The 19772-nt window shown below is 40.3% G+C and carries 2 protein-coding genes (1 of these 2 only partly in view); both read left to right on the plus strand.

Annotated features, from left to right (window positions below; genetic code table 11):
- Positions 1–4081 carry the 3' portion of a non-ribosomal peptide synthetase gene (locus LNQ34_RS17230; RefSeq protein WP_230000604.1) on the plus strand. The gene continues 3800 nt to the left of window position 1, outside the view, so the window shows 4081 of its 7881 coding nt (coding positions 3801–7881); the start codon falls outside the window, past its left edge; its stop codon occupies positions 4079–4081.
- A complete protein-coding gene (locus LNQ34_RS17235) occupies positions 4078–19719 on the plus strand; it encodes a non-ribosomal peptide synthetase (RefSeq protein ID WP_230000605.1) in 15642 nt (5213 codons plus the stop codon). The genes LNQ34_RS17230 and LNQ34_RS17235 overlap by 4 nt, the downstream gene beginning before the upstream one ends.
- The last annotated feature ends 53 nt before the right edge of the window (positions 19720–19772 follow it).

The following is a 19772-nucleotide window of genomic DNA, read 5'->3' on the forward strand; positions in this document are numbered from 1 at the left end:
GGTGGATGGCGTTTCCTGGCGTATACTTTTAGAAGATTTATCGAGTCTGTATTCCGGTTATAAGGAAGGTGAAAAAACAGCCTTACCGGCAAAGACCGATTCTTTCCAGCGATGGGCTTTGCTTCAAAAGGAATATGCATCAGGCCGCAAACTTGAAAAGGAGCGTGTTTACTGGCAGCAGGTTTGTGATCATCAGATTACAGGCTTGGCGCAGGATAAAGCGGTAGAAGAAGGTCGTGCAGCTGTAATTGATTCTTCGGAATCTTTCGCTCTGGATCAGCATACCACCGGGCTTTTGCAAACCCGTGTTCACGGAGTTTATAACACAGAGATAAACGATGTGTTACTGACAGGTCTTGGTTTAGCGCTGAAAGAAGTTTTGTCAGCAGCTAGAAGTGTCTTACAGATGGAGGGTCATGGAAGAGAGGAGATCATCGATGGAGTAGATATCAGCAGAACGGTTGGCTGGTTTACAACGGTTTATCCGTTTGTACTGGATGTATCGGGTTCTGGTAATGAAGCAGCGCATTTAGTGGCAGTAAAAGAAGCTTTACGCCGTTTGCCTAATAAAGGAATTGGTTATGGTATTCTGACCCACTTAAGTCAGGAAAGACTTGAGAGTGCACTTGTGCCGGAGATTACCTTTAATTATTTGGGTGATTTTGGTGTAAATGTATCCAATGAGGAAGATTCCTTGTTTGAATATGCCTCAGAGCATATGGGATCAGAGAGCTCTAAAGAGAATAAAATGAATACAATCCTCGATGTATCGGGGATGCTGGTAAAGGGGAAACTGGGTATATCGATCCGTTATTCAGCTTTGAGGTATGATGCGGCAACGATTAAAAGCCTGGCAGGATCTTACAAGAAACATCTGGAGTTTTTAATAGAGGAATTGGCTAAAAGCAAAGAGCAGCATCTGACCCCATCGGATTTAACTTTCCAAGGATTGAGCGGGGCAGAGCTCTTAGAGCTTAACGCAGATAATACCCTTGAGGATGTCTATGAGTTATCTCCTCTTCAGGAAGGCATCTACTACCACTGGCTGGCAGAAGATTCCGGTTCGCTTTATTTTGAGCAGACCTCCTACAGGGTACGAGCCAAAGTATTGGATATAGAAAAGTTAAAAGGAGCTTATGATGATTTAACAGCCAGACATGCCGTTTTGCGCAGTAGTTTCCGTAGTGAATATGCAGGGAGATCTTTGCAAATTGTAAGGAAAGAAGTAGCAAGTAATTTTACTTATCAGAAGCTTGATGACGAGGTACAGCTTGGACTGATCAAGCAACAGGACAGGGAAAGAGGTTTCGATTTGGGCAGTGGTTCTCAGATGCGTCTGCAGGTTGTTGATCTGTCGCAAGGGGAGTATGAGTTTATCTGGAGCCATCATCATATCCTGATGGACGGTTGGTGTGTAAGTGTGCTTATCAATGACTTTAATGAGCTGTTGAGTGCCGCAATAAAAGGCAGTACAGCTGATCTGCCACCGGTAATACCTTATTCCAATTATATCAATTGGTTGAAAACCATAGACAGAGAGCATTCACTGGGTTACTGGGAGGGTAATCTTAAAGGTTATGCAGCACCGGCAGAGATTCCTTTCAAGACAAAAGCTCTAGACACTACTTATGTCGAATGTAGTGAACGCCTTGACATAGGGGGAGCTGTGTTTAAACAAATAGACACACTTTGCACCGCTTTAGGCATTACCCACAATACTTTTATGCAAGGTGTTTGGGGGTATTTATTGTCACGTTACAACAACACGAGTGATGTGGTGTTTGGGGCAGTGGTATCAGGTCGTCCGGCCGATTTAGCGGGAGTTGAAGATATGATCGGACTGTTTAGCAATACTATTCCAATCAGAGTAAAGTATGATGTTGATACTACGGCTGCTGACCTGTTAAAAATGCTGCAAGAGCAATCGATACAAGGTACATCACATCATTATATGAATCTGTCGGAGGTTCAGTCACAGAGTGAACCGGGCATGGATCTGATCAATCATATTATGATATTTGAGAACTATGCAGTAAAGGAACTGGAAAACGAAGGCGTATTCAATAGCCGGGAAGAAGAAGCACTTTCGATACAAGCAATGGAAGTTTTTGAACGAACCAATTATGATTTTAATATTATAGTTAGTTCATCGGATGTTTCATTACACCTAAATATCAGATACAATAGCAATCGTTATGATACAGCATCGCTGAGACAGCTGGTAAATCATATTGATACTGTAATCAAGGCGTTTGTACAAAACGCGGATCAGTCTTTAACAGCATTGGATTATGTATCGGAAGAAGAAAAACACAAACAGTTGTTCACCTTCAATGATACAGCAGCAGTATATCCGAAGGAAAAGACAATTGTAGACTTGTTTGAAGAGCAGGTTGCAAAGACACCGGATCATGTAGCCATAGTTTTTGAGAATACAGAACTGACCTACGGGGAGCTTAATGAGCGATCCAATCAGTTGGCGCATTACTTAATGGATAATTACAGCATTCAGCCGGATGATCTGATAGGGATACAATTGGAGCGAAGCGAGTGGATGATTGTGTCGATACTGGGTGTGTTAAAATCGGGAGGAGCTTATGTTCCTATTGATCCGCAATACCCTCAGGAAAGAATAGACTATATAAAAGAAGATACTCAGTGCAAGGTTTGTCTGGATGAGCAAGAGTTAAACAAGTTCAAAGAAAACCAGGAACGTTATGCTAAAGACTTAGAGACTCGCACGGCTAAAAGCGATCATTTGGCTTATGTGATCTATACTTCAGGTTCGACAGGAAATCCGAAAGGAGTCATGATTGAGCATAAGAATGCATATTCTTTTATTCAATGGAGTCATGATGAATTTAAAAACTCTGATTTTGACACCGTTTTATTCACCACCTCACTGAATTTCGATTTATCGGTTTTTGAGATCTTTCATCCGCTGACAAGAGGTAAGGAGTTGAAGGTTCTTAAAGATGGCTTATCGATCCCTGGGAATTTAAATTCAGGGAAAAAACTTCTGATTAATACGGTTCCAAGTGTTGTGGGTGCATTGCTTCAGCAAGGGATGAGTTTTGAGTCTGTTTCGGTATTAAATATGGCCGGAGAGCCGATTCCTTCTAATTATAAGAAAGAGTTAAAAGGAAAAGTAAAAGAGATACGAAACTTGTACGGACCATCTGAAGACACAACTTACACGACAGTTTTCAGAGTAGATAAAGATGATCTTGATCTGATTGGTAAACCAATTTCTAATACAGAGCTCTACATTTTAAACAGCAAAGAGGAATTACAGCCGATAGGAGTAGTCGGAGAGATTTGCATAAGTGGAAACGGTTTGGCCAGAGGTTATTTAAACCAGGAAGGGTTAACTAGAGAGAAGTTTATAGCAAATCCTTTTAAAGCAGGAGAACGTCTGTACAAAACAGGCGATTTGGGTCGTTGGCTACCCGATGGCAACATCGAGTTCATAGGGAGAAAAGACGATCAGGTAAAAATAAGAGGGTATAGGATAGAGCTTGGAGAGATAGAGCATGCTTTAGTAAAACATGAAGCTGTAAGTCAGGCAGTTGTTTTAGCCAAAGAGAACGAGTTGGGAGAGAAAGAACTCGTAGCGTATATCGTTTCTGATATTGAGCAAAACACAAGCGATTTAAGAGTTTATTTAAAACAGTCGTTGCCGGAGTATATGCTTCCGACGCATTTTGTTCAACTCGAGGCTATCCCATTAACAGCCAATGGTAAAATAGACAAAAAAGCATTACCGAATCCTGATGATGCGGGACTATCGAGTGGTGTTGAATATGTAGCGCCACGAAATGAGGTGGAAGCGAAACTGGTAAAGATTTGGGAAGAAGTACTGGAAAGGGAAAACATTGGGGTCAATGATGACTTTTTTGCTCTTGGTGGCCACAGTTTAAAGGCTTTAAAAGTGATGTTTAGAATTAGTAAGGAATTCAATATAGATGTTAAAGTTGCGGATTTGTTTCATACCTCTTCAATAGAAGGTTTTGCAATTCTTATTGCCTTTGCATTAAACAAGAAAAAAGATAAAATAAAAAGTAAAGAAGTCGATTTATGATAAAGTTGATTCAAAAGATATTAGCAGCTGATATAGTATTAGATATTGTTGACGGGAAGCTTAAATTATATTCAGAAAACGAAGTTGATTCAGAAATTTTAAATGAAATAAGAGCAAATAAAGAAGAGTTAACGCGCTATTTAATTCAAAGTAATATTGTTGAAGCATCGAGTACTCCGAGTGAGTCGATTTTTGCTGTTCCTTCTCAGCCGAGTTATTCCATTTCTAATGCCCAAAGAAGGTTATGGGTCTTAAGTCAGTTTGAAGGAGGTTCGTCCGCGTATAACATACCGGGAAGCACTTACCTGAGAGGAATCATTGAAATTGAAAACATCAGGCGGGCTATTGAGGCTACAATTGATCGCCATGAGATCTTACGAACCGTTTTCAGGGAAGAGGAATCGGGAGAGATCAGGCAATGGATACTTGAAAGGGAAGATTTAGGGTTTACGATCGATTATCAGGACTTTAGAGAAGAAGCTGATAAGCAAGAAAAAGCAGAAGCCTATATCGCAGCTGACTCCCATCAGGTATTTGATCTGGAAAAAGGACCTTTACTCAGAGCGGCCTTACTTCAGGTAGAGGAAGAGGAATATTGGTTCTACTTCAACATACACCATATTATTAGTGATGGCTGGTCAATGGAGGTATTAACCAAAGATATATTCAAATACTATGAAGCCTACAGGACAGGAAAAGAGCCTGATTTAAAAGAATTAGGAATCCAGTACAAGGATTATTCAGCCTGGCAGCTGGCTCAATTGGAACAGGAGTCATTTAAGGCGCATGGAGAATATTGGCTGGACAAACTCTCAGGAGAGCTGCCATTATTGGAGCTTCCAAGCAGCAAACAGCGACCAAAACTAAAAACCTATAAAGGTCATAGCTTAGGCGCTTATCTTGACAAAGCAACAACAGCTAGGCTAAAGGGATATGTGCAGGAGAATGGCGGCAGTCTTTTCATGGGCTTACTGGCCTCATGGAAGGTGTTACTATACCGTTATACCGCTCAGCAGGATATCATCGTAGGAATTCCGGTAGCAGGTAGAGATCATGCTGATCTGGAAGACCAGATCGGTTTTTATGTAAACACACTGGCTTTAAGAAACAGGGTTAATCCTCAGGAAAGTTTTGACGGTTTTTACCAGTCTGTAAAAGAGCATACTTTAAAGAGCTATAACCACCAGATGTATCCTTTTGATCGATTGGTGGAAGATTTAAATCTTCAAAGAGATACAAGCAGAAGTGCGGTATTTGATGTCATGCTTACTGTTAATAATGACGAAAGAATTGCAGGAGTTGAAATATCAGAAGAGGTTTTAAATCAAGTAGTTGATCAGGGTTATAGCACTGCAAAATTTGATATAGAGATTACTTTTCAGGAGGTGGGCGATTGCCTGTCCTTGAACTTAATATTCAACTCGGATGTGTACGAGAAGGAGATGGTTGAAGGACTGATAGGGCATTACAAGCAGTTGTTAAATGGGCTGTTGGAAACCCCTGAAGAGAAAATAGCACAAATAGATTATGTATCGGAAGAAGAGAAACACAAACTGCTGTTTACCTTCAATGATACAACAGCAGCTTATCCGAAGGACAAGACAATTGTAGATTTAATTGAAGAGCAAGTAGAAAAGACACCGGATAACATCGCCATAGTCTTTGAGAATACAGAACTGACTTACAGAGAGCTTAATGAGCGATCCAATCAGTTGGCGCATTACCTAATAGAAAATTACAACATTCAGCCTGATGATCTGATAGGGATACAATTGGAGCGAAGCGAGTGGATGATTGTGTCGATACTGGGTGTGTTAAAATCAGGAGGAGCTTATGTTCCTATTGATCCGCAATACCCTCAGGAAAGAATAGACTATATTAAAGAAGATACACAGTGTAAGGTTTGTCTGGATGAGCAAGAGTTAAGCAGGTTCAAAGAAAACCAGGAACGTTATGCTAAAGATGTAGAGACTCGCATGGCTAAAAGCGATCATTTGGCTTATGTGATCTATACCTCAGGTTCGACAGGGAATCCAAAAGGAGTCATGGTGAGTCATCAAAACTTGACGAATAAATTAATTGAAGAGAAAACCCTATTATCAATAGATAATGAAAGCATTAGTTATTGTCTAACTAATTATGTTTTTGATGTTTCTCTATTAGAAATATTTCTGGTGTTAATCGCAGGAGGAACAACTGTTGCTTCGGCAGGGAATATTGTTAATAATGCACAGGCAGCAATTAGAACGATAATAGATCGCAAAGTCACGATTTTGCAAGGAACACCCACGTATTTTGCTCAATTCGTATCAGAGTTAACACAAGAGACAGCTAAGGAATTGAATAAGTTCTTAAGGACGATAGCTATGGGAGGAGAGTCACTTAATGCGAATTTAGTTAAAAGCATAAAAGAACTCCTGCCAGACGTTAAATTAAATAACCATTATGGGCCTACTGAAATTACGATAGATGCAATCGTAAATAAAGATGTAAGCTCATTTGAAGCCAATATTATAGGCAGACCGCTTGGAAACACGATTGTCTATATTTTAGACGAGCATCAAAAATTGGTTGCGGTCAATGTTACGGGTGAAATTGTGATTTCAGGTCAATCGGTTGCTCAAGGTTATTTAAACCAGGAAGCGTTAAGTCAGGAGAAGTTTGTAGCAAATCCTTTTAAAGCGGGAGAGCGTCTGTACAAAACAGGCGATTTGGGTCGTTGGCTACCTGATGGGAGCATTGAGTTCATAGGGAGAAAAGACGATCAGGTAAAGATTAGGGGGTACCGAATAGAACTTGGAGAGATAGAGCATGCTTTAGTAAAACATGAAGCTGTAAGTCAGGTAGTAGTTTTAGCCAGAGAGAACGAGTCAGCAGAGAAAGAACTTGTAGCGTATATTGTTTCTAATGTCGAGCAGAACGCAAGTGATTTACGAGCTTATTTAAAACAGTCGCTGCCGGAGTATATGCTTCCGGCGTACTTTGTTCAACTCGAAGTCATCCCATTAACGGCTAATGGTAAAATAGACAAAAAAGCATTACCGAACCCTGAAGCTATGGGACTATCGAGTGGTGTTGAATATGTAGCGCCGGTAACAGAACAGGAAAAGGTTTTAGTTTCGGTATGGTCAGCTGTATTGAAAAAAGAAGGCATCGGTATCAAGGATAGTTTTTACAATCTTGGTGGCGATTCCATCAAGTCAATTCAGGTGGTAGCCCGATTAAAACAACAGGGTTACAGACTTAAAGTTGAGCATTTGTTGAGCACACCGGTACTGGAAGAGCTGGCAGGGTTAATGGAGCTGACCACCCAGGTTAGCGATCAAAGTGAAGTGAGCGGTGCTGTTGTGCTGACCCCAATCCAGGAATGGTTTTTCAAATCAGAGGAGATAACAGCACATGAGTACTTCAATCAATCTGTTTTATTGTATAGTAAGGAGGAGCTGGATGGCAGTATACTGGAGAAGAGTATAGAAGATTTGACGAGGCATCACGATGCCCTTCGTATGGTTTATAAACAGAATCAGGGAGTATGGGAGCAGTTTAATGGAGCTGTAAGCTCCAATCACTGTATGATTCACTTCTATGACTTAAGAGAATCAGAAAATGCTCAGGCTGAGATGGCACAACTAGGCGAAGCCCTGCAATCAAGTATCAACTTGTCTGAAGGTCCATTGTTGAGGGTAGCACATTTCAGGCTAAAAGACGGAGACCGTTTGGGTCTGATTGTTCATCACCTGGTGGTGGATGGCGTTTCCTGGCGTATACTTTTAGAAGATTTGTCGAGTCTGTATTCCGGTTATAAGGAAGGTGAAAAAATAGCCTTACCGGCAAAGACCGATTCTTTTCAGCGATGGGCTTTGCTTCAAAAGGAATATGCATCAGGCAGCAAACTTGAAAAGGAGCGTGTTTACTGGCAGCAGGTTTGTGATCATCAGATTGCAGGCTTGGCGCAGGATAAAATGGTAGAAGAAGGTCGTGCAGCTGTAATTGATTCTTCGGAATCTTTCGCTTTGGATCAGCATACCACCGGGCTTTTGCAAACCCGTGTTCACGGAGTTTATAACACAGAGATAAACGATGTGTTACTGACAGGTCTTGGTTTAGCGCTGAAAGAAGTTTTGTCAGCGGCTAGAAGTGTCTTACAGATGGAGGGTCATGGAAGAGAGGAGATCATCGATGGAGTAGATATCAGCAGAACGGTTGGCTGGTTTACAACGGTTTATCCGTTTGTACTGGATGTATCGGGTTCTGGTAATGAAGCAGCACATTTAGTGGCAGTAAAAGAAGCTTTACGCCGTTTGCCTAATAAAGGAATTGGTTATGGAATTCTGACCCACTTAAGTCAGGAAAGACTTGAGAGTACACTTATGCCGGAGATTACCTTTAATTATCTGGGCGATTTTGGTGTAAATGTATCCAATGAGGAAGATTCCTTGTTTGAATATGCCTCAGAGCATATGGGATCAGATACCTCTAAAGAGAATAAAATGAATACGATCCTTGATGTATCGGGGATGCTGGTAAAGGGGGAACTGGGTATATCGATCCGTTATTCAGCTTTGAGGTATGATGCGGCAACGATAAAAAGTCTGGCGGGATCTTACAAGAAACATTTGGAGTTTTTAATAGAGGAATTGGCTAAAAGCAAAGAGCAGTATCTGACCCCATCGGATTTAACTTTCCAAGGATTGAGCGGGGCAGAGCTCTTAGAGCTTAACGCAGATAATACACTTGAGGATGTCTATGAGTTATCTCCTCTTCAGGAAGGCATCTACTACCACTGGCTGGCAGAAGATTCCGGCTCGCTTTATTTTGAGCAGACCTCCTATAGGGTACGGGTCAAAGTATTGGATATCGATAAACTGGCTATTGCTTACCAGGGTTTAACAGCCAGACATGCTGTTTTGCGTACTAATTTTAGTACTGAATATGCAGGGAGATCTTTGCAAATTGTAAGGAAAGAGGTCCCGAATAATTTTACTTATCAGAAGCTTGATGACGAGGTACAGCTAGAGCTGATCAAGCAACAGGACAGGGAAAGAGGTTTCGATTTGGGCAGTGGTTCTCAGATGCGTCTGCATGTTGTCGATCTGTCGCAAGGGGAGTATGAGTTTATCTGGAGCTCTCATCATATCCTGATGGACGGTTGGTGTGTAAGTGTGCTTATCAATGACTTTAATGAGCTGTTGAGTGCCGCAATAAAAGGCAGTACAGCTGATCTGTCACCGGTAATGCCTTATTCCAATTATATCAATTGGTTGAAAACCATAGACAGAGAACATTCACTGGGTCACTGGAAGGAGTACCTTAAAGGTTATGCAGCACCGGCAGAGATTCCTTTCAAGACAAGAGCTGTAGACACTACTTATGTCGAATACAGTGAACGCCTTGAAATAGGGGGAGCTGTGTTTAAGCAAGTAGACACGCTTTGCACCACTTTAGGCATTACCCACAACACTTTTATGCAAGGTGTATGGGGCTATTTATTATCACGTTACAACAACACGAGTGATGTGGTGTTTGGGGCTGTGGTATCAGGTCGTCCGGCCGATTTAGCGGGTGTTGAAGATATGATCGGACTGTTTAGTAATACTATTCCGGTCAGAATAAAGTACGATGTTGATACTACGGCTGCTGACCTGTTAAAAATGCTGCAAGAGCAATCGATACAAGGTACATCACATCATTATATGAACCTGTCAGAGGTTCAGTCACAGAGTGAACCGGGCATGGATCTGATGGATCATGTCATGATATTTGAGAACTATGCAGTAAAGGAACTGGAAAACGAAGGCGTATTCAATAGTCAGGAAGAAGAATTTATTTTAGAATCAATGGAAGTCATTGACCGAAGTAACTATGATTTTAATATCTTAATTGCTCCCTCCCCCGTTTCATTAAACTTAAATATCAGATACAATAGCAATCGTTATGATACAAGATCATTAAAGCAGCTGGTAAATGATATTGCTACCGTAATCAAGGCGTTTGCACAAAACGCGGATCAGTCTTTAACAGCATTGGATTATGTATCGGAAGAAGAGAAACACAAACAGTTGTTCACCTTCAATGATACAGTAGTAGCATATCCGAAGGACAAGACAATTGTAGACTTGTTTGAAGAGCAAGTAGAAAAGACACCGGATAACATCGCCATAGTCTTTGAGGATACAGAACTGACCTACAGGGAACTTAATGAGCGATCCAATCAGTTGGCGCATTACCTAATGGAAAATTACAACATTCAGCCGGATGATCTGATAGGGATACAATTGGAGCGAAGTGAGTGGATGATTGTGGCGATACTGGGCGTATTAAAATCAGGAGGAGCTTATGTTCCGATCGATCCGGAGTACCCATCTTCCAGAAAGGAATATATTGTAAAAGACAGTGCTATAGCATTACTGATAACCGAGGCAGGCTTCATCTACGATATTGATTATTATGAAGGAGAAGTTTTTGCCATTGATGTAGAGTTTGATTCAGAGAATTATAGTTCAGAAACAGTATCGAAACGAGATGCATCGGATCATCTTGCCTATGTGATCTACACCTCAGGTTCTACGGGTAATCCCAAAGGAGTGATGGTAGAGCATCAGGCTATTGTTAATACTATTTTGTCACAAATAACTGATTTTAATGTAAATAGTGGAAGCAGGGCACTTCAGTTTGCATCATTTTCATTTGATGCTTCTATTTCAGAAACATTTATCATTTTACTTTCGGGTGCTCGCTTATTTATTGCTACCGAATCACACCGTAAGGATCCGGATTTACTAGTATCCTTTATCAGGTCTAATGCAATTGATATTGCTACACTTTCTCCGTCAATTCTGAACAGAATAGAAATTAGTGAATTGACAGGATTAAAGACACTTATCACAGCGGGAGAATCAGCTCAGTACGAAAAGGCTATTGATTACCTTAAATATGGCACGTATTACAATGCATACGGTCCAACTGAAGCAAGTATTTGTGGAACGATATTTAAGCTGGACCACAGAGAAAAGATAGTAGCTGATAGTATTCCAATTGGTAAGCCTATTGGCAACACGCAGATTTATATTTTAAACGAAAAAGAAGAATTACAAGCTATAGGAGTAGTTGGAGAGATTTGTATAGGCGGTAATGGTTTAGCCCGAGGTTATTTAAATCAGGAAGGGTTAACTAGAGAGAAGTTCATAACAAATCCTTTTAAAGCGGGAGAGCGTCTGTACAAAACAGGCGATTTGGGTCGCTGGTTACCCGATGGCAACATCGAGTTCATAGGCCGAAAAGACGATCAGGTAAAAATAAGAGGACACAGGATAGAACTTGGAGAGATAGAACACGCTTTAGTCAAACATGAAGCTGTAAGTCAGGCAGTTGTTTTAGCCAGAGAGAACGAGTCAGCAGAGAAAGAACTTGTAGCGTATATTGTTTCTAATGTCGAGCAGAACACAAACGATTTACGAGCTTATTTAAAACAGTCGTTGCCGGAATATATGCTCCCAACGCATTTTGTTCAACTTGAGGCCATCCCATTAAACACTAGTGGCAAAATAGACAAAAAAGCATTACCGAACCCTGAGGCTATGGGACTATCGAGTGGTGTTGAATATGCAGCACCGGTAACAGAAAAGGAAAAGGTTTTAGTTTCGGTATGGTCAGCGGTATTAAAAAAAGAAGGCATCGGTATCAAGGATAGCTTTTACAATCTTGGTGGAGATTCCATCAAGTCAATTCAGGTGGTAGCCAGATTAAAACAACAGGGTTACAGACTTAAAGTAGAGCATTTGTTAAGTACACCGGTACTGGGAGAGCTGGCAGGGTTAATGGAGTTGACCACCCAGGTTAGCGATCAAAGTGAAGTGAGCGGTGCTGTTGTGTTGACCCCAATCCAGGAATGGTTTTTCAAATCAGAGGAGATAAAAGCACATGAGTACTTCAATCAATCTGTTTTACTGTATAGTAAGGAGGAGTTGGATGGCAGTATACTGGAGAAGAGCATAGAAGATTTGACGAGGCATCACGATGCCCTTCGTATGGTTTATAAACAGAATCAGGGAGTATGGGAGCAGTTTAATGGAGCTGTAAGCTCCAATCGCTGCATGATTCACTTCTATGACTTAAGGGAATCAGAAGCTGCTCAGGCTGAGATGGCACAACTAGGGGAAGCCCTGCAATCAAGTATCAACTTGTCTGAAGGTCCATTGTTGAGGGTAGCACATTTCAGGCTAAAAGACGGAGACCGTTTGGGTCTGATTGTTCATCACCTGGTGGTGGATGGCGTTTCCTGGCGTATACTTTTAGAAGATTTATCGAGTCTGTATTCCGGTTATAAGGAAGGTGAAAAAACAGTCTTACCGGCAAAGACCGATTCTTTCCAGCGATGGGCTTTGCTTCAAAAGGAATATGCATCAGGCAGCAAGCTTGAAAAGGAGCGTGTTTACTGGCAGCAGGTTTGTGATCATCAGATTGCAGGCTTGGCGCAGGATAAAGCGGTAGAAGAAGGTCGTGCAGCTGTAATTGATTCTTCGGAATCTTTCGCTCTGGATCAGCATACCACAGGACTTTTGCAAACCCGTGTTCACGGAGTTTATAACACAGAGATAAACGATGTGTTACTGACAGGTCTTGGTTTAGCGCTGAAAGAAGTTTTGTCAGCAGCTAGAAGTGTCTTACAGATGGAGGGTCATGGAAGAGAGGAGATCATCGATGGAGTAGATATCAGCAGAACGGTTGGCTGGTTTACAACGGTTTACCCGTTTGTACTGGATGTATCGGGTTCTGGTAATGAAGCAGCGCATTTAGTGGCAGTAAAAGAAGCTTTACGCCGTTTGCCTAATAAAGGAATTGGTTATGGTATTCTGACCCACTTAAGTCAGGAAAGACTTGAGAGTACACTTGTGCCGGAGATTACCTTTAATTATTTGGGTGATTTTGGTGTAAATGTATCCAATGAGGAAGATTCCTTGTTTGAATATGCCTCAGAGCATATGGGATCAGAGACCTCTAAAGAGAATAAAATGAATACAATCCTTGATGTATCGGGGATGCTGGTAAAGGGGAAACTGGGTATATCGATCCGTTATTCAGGTTTGAGTTATGATGCGGCAACGATAAAAAGTCTGGCGGGATCTTACAAGAAACATCTGGAGTTTTTAATAGAGGAATTGGCTAAAAGCAAAGAGCAGTATCTGACCCCATCGGATTTAACTTTCCAAGGATTGAGCGGGGCAGAGCTCTTAGAGCTTAACGCAGATAATACCCTTGAGGATGTCTATGAGTTATCTCCTCTTCAGGAAGGCATCTACTACCACTGGCTGGCAGAAGATTCCGGCTCGCTTTATTTTGAGCAGACCTCCTACAGGGTACGAGCCAAAGTATTGGATATAGAAAAGTTAAAAGGAGCTTATGATGATTTGACAGCCAGACATGCTGTTTTGCGTACTAGTTTCAGTACTGAATATGCTGGGAGATCTTTGCAAATTGTAAAGAAAGAGGTAGCGAGTAATTTTACTTATCAGAAGCTTGATGACGAGGTACAGCTTGGACTGATCAAGCAACAGGACAGGGAAAGAGGCTTTGATTTAAACAGTGGTTCTCAGATGCGTCTGCAGGTTGTTGATCTGTCGCAAGGGGAGTATGAGTTTATCTGGAGTCATCATCATATCCTGATGGACGGTTGGTGTGTAAGTGTGCTTATCAATGACTTTAATGAGTTGTTGAGTGCCGCAATAAAAGGCAGTACAGCTGATCTGCCACCGGTAATGCCTTATTCCAATTATATCAATTGGTTGAAAAACATAGACAGAGAGCATTCACTTGGTTACTGGGAGGGTAACCTTAAAGGTTATGCAGTACCGGCAGAGATTCCTTTCAAGACAAAAGCTGTAGATACTACTTATGTCGAATACAGTGAACACCTTGACATAGGGGGAGCTGTGTTTAAGCAAGTAGACACGCTTTGTACCGCTTTAGGCATTACCCACAGCACTTTTATGCAAGGTGTTTGGGGGTATTTATTGTCACGTTACAACAACACGAGTGATGTGGTGTTTGGTGCTGTGGTATCAGGTCGTCCGGCCGATTTAGCGGGAGTTGAAGATATGATCGGACTGTTTATCAATACCATTCCGGTCAGAGTAAAGTATGATGTTGATACTACGGCTGCTGACCTGTTAAAAATGCTGCAAGAGCAATCGATACAAGGTACATCACATCATTATATGAACCTGTCGGAGGTTCAGTCACAGAGTGAACCGGGCATGGATTTGATCAATCATATTATGATATTTGAGAACTATGCAGTAAAGGAATTGGAAAACGAAGGTGTATTCAATAGCCAGAAAGAAGAAGGGCTTTCGATACAAGCAATGGAAGTTTTTGAACAGACTAATTATGATTTTAATATTACAGTTAGTTCATCGGATGTTTCATTACACCTAAATATCAGATACAATAGCAATCGTTATGATACAGCATCATTAAAGCAGCTGGTAAACCATATTGATACCGTAATCAAGGCGTTTGTACAAAACGCGGATCAGTCTTTAACAGCATTAGATTATGTATCGGAAGAAGAGAAAGATAAACTGCTGTTCACTTTCAACGATACAACAGCAGCATACCCGAAGGACAAGACGATTGTAGACTTGTTTGAAGAACAGGTTGCAAAGACACCGGATAACATCGCCATAGTCTTTGAAGATACAGAACTGACCTACAGGGAGCTTAATGAGCGATCCAATCAGTTGGCGCATTATCTAAGAGAACGAGGCGTACAAGAAGAGACTTTGGTGCCCATCTGTATGGATCGGGGAGTGGAGATGCTGATTGGTATTTTAGGGATCCTGAAAGCGGGTGGTGCTTATGTGCCTATTGATCCGGCTTATCCTCAGGAGCGTATAGGTTATATGCTTTCTGATACAGCTGCCCTACTGGTAGTGAGCACTTTTGAGAGCCAGGCCGTTTTACCTGAAGATTACACCGGACTTTTGGTAGTTGTAGATAGGGATTGGTCTTTGATCAATGAACATCCTACAACGCCTCTTGATGCAGCGCTAAGCTCAGCGAGTCTGGCCTATGTTATTTATACCTCTGGTTCAACAGGAAAACCAAAGGGAGTACTGATTCAGCACAACAATTTGGTTCGTCTGTTCTTTAACGATGCTTCCTTGTATGATTTTAGTGAAAAGGATACCTGGACGTTGTTTCATTCTTTTTGTTTTGACTTTTCAGTGTGGGAGATATTTGGAGCTCTTTTTTATGGAGGTCGTTTGGTGATTATACCCAAAATTATTGCCCAGGATGTGGCTGCCTTTTCAGAGTTATTGGCAGAACAGCAAGTTACGGTACTCAACCAGACTCCTTCTGCATTTTATGCCCTTTTGGGATATGTTAGTGGTAAAGAAATGGCGTTATCATTACGTTACGTTATTTTTGGAGGAGAAGCCCTTAACCCGGCAAAGATCAAGTCATGGAAAGAAGAGTTTCCGGCCTGCCGTTTAGTAAATATGTACGGTATAACCGAGACAACAGTTCACGTTACCTATCAGGAGATTGGTGATGAGCATCTGGAGAGCAGCAAAAGTGTAATTGGTAAAGCCATTCCTACCTTAACCATTTTTATTTTAGACAATGCACAGCATTTAGTACCCATTGGTATAGAGGGAGAACTCTGTATTGGCGGAGCAGGTTTGGCGCGTGGCTATCTGAACCAGCCGGGATTGACAGCAGATAAATTTATTGCCCATCCGTTTGTGGAAGGAGAACGTCTTTATCGCAGTGGGGATTTAGGGCGTTGGCTTGCTGATGGGAACATCGAATATTTAGGCCGAAAAGACGATCAGGTAAAGATCAGAGGACACCGTATTGAGATTGGCGAGATAGAGTACGCTTTAGAACAGCATGAGCAAATCAAGCAAGCTGTAGTTTTAGCGATAGAAAACCAATCAGGGGAGAAAGAGTTGGTGGCCTATATTGTTTCTAATGTCGAGCAAAACACAAGCGGTTTAAGAGTTTATTTAAAACAGAGATTGGCTGAGTATATGCTTCCGGCTTATTACATCCAACTGGAAGAACTTCCCTTAACCTCTAATGGAAAAGTAGACAAGAAGTCCTTGCCGGATCCTGAAGGTTCTGGTTTGTCAAGTGGTGTAGAATATGTAGCTCCACGTAACGAGTCAGAAGAGAACATGGTCAGGATATGGAGTGAAATATTACGTGTAGATAAGGAGAAACTGGGTATTAAAGACCGTTTTTTTGAATTAGGAGGAGATTCAATAAAAGTGATTCGTTTGCTGGCAGCAGTAAGAAAAGAAATGCTTTATCAATTGTCTGTAAATGAGATTTATAATAACGATACTGTAGAAGCACTTTTAGAGTATGCTAAAGGAAATAAAGATGAAATTGATTTAAAGAATCAATGGCGATTAGAAAAAGAAAAAAGCATTAGAAGTGAAATAGAAGATTTAAAGCAGCGCATTTTATCTTCCGATTCGTTTTTAGACCAAGAGAATATCGAGGATATATATCCGATGAGTGATATCGAGAAAGGAATGGTGTTTGGCTATTTAATGAATAAAGGGACAGGTACCTATCATGACCAAATGGTACACCGATGGGTTGTTGATGAATTTGATAGTACCCGATTCACTCAGGCTTTGGATTTACTTACCGAGAAACATTCTATATTAAGAACAAGTTTTAATTTGAGTGATTTTGAACGTGAAGTTCAAATAGTACACAAAGCAGTTAAAACCAGCCTTACTATCAAAGATCTTTCTGCTTTAAGCAAAGAGGAGCAAGAAGAAGAGATTAAAATATTTATGGAATCAGAACTGGATACCATAGATATTTCAAAAGCTCCATTGTGGAGCATGAGTGTGTTTTACATAGGTAAGGATAACTATATTTTTATATTTCAATTTCATCATGCAATCATTGATGGATGGAGTCAGGCTTCTTTTCTAACGGAATTAAATAATTTATATCTGAAGTTAGGAGAAGATAAAAACTATAAGCCTTCTGTTTTAAAATCAAGTTATAAGGAGACTGTTGTTCAGAATGAAATAAACAAAGTAGATGATTCAATCAAAAAATATTGGAAAAACGAGTTGGCTGACTATGAGAGATTGGATTTACTTACAGATCAGGAAGAATCAGCATTCTATTCCTATACTTATGATAATACGTATTTAGAAAGAATAGAAAATCTGGCCAAGACTTTGAATACAAACGTCAAAGTTGTATCGCTGAGTGCGTATTTGTATATGCTCAAAATAGTAAATAACACTTCTGAAATAGTAACGGGAGTTGTTACCAATACGAGACCCAATACAGAAGATGGAGATAAAATACTAGGTTGTTTTTTAAATTCAATCCCATTAAAATTTGAGATAGATGAAAACCTGCAATGCGCTGATTTTGTCATGGATGTTCATAAAAAGCTAATTGAGCTTAAAAACAATGAGACCCTAAGTCTTTTAGAAATTGCTTCAATTACGAAAGAATCGTATGGATCTAATCCATTTTTTGACATACTGTTTAACTATGTTGATTTTCATATATATAAAGATTTTGAAGGGAACGAATCAGAAGAAAGTATTCCCGCTTCAACCGCATCAAATTTGGATGTTTCAGCGCATGAAAGAACCAATACATTTTTCGATTTTACAGTTTCTACAACAGGAGGAGTCTATAATATAGAAATCGACGCTACTAAGAAACTGAAATCTAATTTGTCATTAGAGTATGTGGGTAAGCTGTTCTTTAAAATAATAGACTTTATTTTAAAAGATCAGAATAAACCATTAAAGGATCTGGATTATGTATCGGAAGAAGAGAAACACAAACAGTTGTTCACCTTCAATGATACAGCAGCAGTATATCCGAAGGACAAGACGATTGTAGACTTGTTTGAAGAACAGGTTGCAAAGACACCGGATAACATCGCCATAGTCTTTGAGGATACAGAACTGACCTACAGGGAGCTTAATGAGCGATCCAATCAACTGGCGCATTACCTAATGGATAATTACAGCATTCAGCCGGATGATCTGATAGGGATACAATTGGAGCGAAGCGAGTGGATGATTGTGTCGATACTGGGTGTGTTAAAATCAGGAGGAGCTTATGTTCCTATTGATTCGCAATACCCTCAGGAAAGAATAGACTATATTAAAGAAGATACACAGTGCAAGGTTTGTCTGGATGAGCAAGAGTTAAACAAGTTCAAAGAAAACCAGGAGCGTTATGCTAAAGACTTAGAGACTCGCACGGCTAAAAGCGATCATTTGGCTTATGTGATCTATACTTCAGGTTCGACAGGAAATCCGAAAGGAGTCATGATTGCTCACGGAAATTTATATTCATCTACGTGTACAAGAAATGCATATTATGATTTTGTAGAATCGTATTTATTGATACCTTCTTTTTCTTTTGATTCGTCTGTAGCGGCTTTATGGGGTTGTCTTACCGGCGGTAGCACATTATATATTGTAGTGGATAACCACCTGAAGGATGTTTTTAGTATCAGTAGTTTTATAAATAAGTATGCAATAGCATGTATATTGTGTGTACCCTCGTATTATCAGCTGCTGTTGTCACATTCAGCATCAGGAAAGTTACCTTTTAAGAGGGTGATTTTAGCGGGTGAGACATTAAGTGGCAGTTTAGTAGAAGAGCATTTTATCGGATTGCCGGAATGTGTTTTATTTAATGAATACGGTCCGACGGAAAACACGGTATGGTCAACAGTAGCCAGTATAGGAAAAGAAACCAGGAGAGTACATATTGGGAAACCCATAGGTAATACCCACATATATATATTGGATAACAGCAATAAGATGGTACCAACAGGGGTAACAGGAGAAATATGCATAGCTGGAACTGGTTTAGGCAGAGGCTATTTGAATCAAAAAGAGTTAACGAAAGAGAAATTTATAGCGAATCCATTTGAATCAGGAGAGCGTTTGTACAAAACAGGTGATTTAGGTCGTTGGCTGCCCGATGGAAACATCGAGTTCATAGGCCGAAAAGACGACCAGGTCAAGCTCAGAGGGTATAGGATAGAGCTTGGAGAGATAGAGCATGTTTTAGTAAAACATGAAGCTGTAAGTCAGGCAGTAGTTTTAGCCAGAGAGAACGAGTCTGGAGAAAAAGAGCTGGTTGCTTATATTACGTTAAATGTTGAGCAGAACGTAATAGCTTTAAAAACCTATTTAAAAGAAAGGTTACCTTCTTATATGATTCCGGCGCACTTTGTTCAAATGGAAATAATGCCGTTGACAGCTAACGGCAAAATAGCAAAGAAGTCCCTACCTGATCCCGTAGGTGTAAGTCTGGTAAATGTTGTAGAATATGCGGCTCCAAAAAATAAAACAGAAGAGAAGCTTATTGAAATTTGGGAAATGGTATTGAATCAAAAAAATATTGGAATGAATGATGATTTTTTTGATTTAGGAGGATTTAGTATGAGAGCAATTGGTCTTGTGGCTGAATATAATAAAAGTTTTAATGTACAATTAACCATTCAGGAACTTTTTGAAAGAACAAAATTATATGAACATGCCAAGATAATTGAAACTCGAATGTGGCTTAACAAGAGCTCGGAGGAAAAAACAACGAGTATTGAAACCATTGAGTTTTAAAGTTAAATTTATATAATTGTAGAAAATTAAATTTTTATAAAAAAAATAATACC

It is taken from the genome of Flavobacterium lipolyticum (genome assembly GCF_020905335.1).
GTDB classification, from domain to species: Bacteria; Bacteroidota; Bacteroidia; order Flavobacteriales; family Flavobacteriaceae; genus Flavobacterium; species Flavobacterium lipolyticum.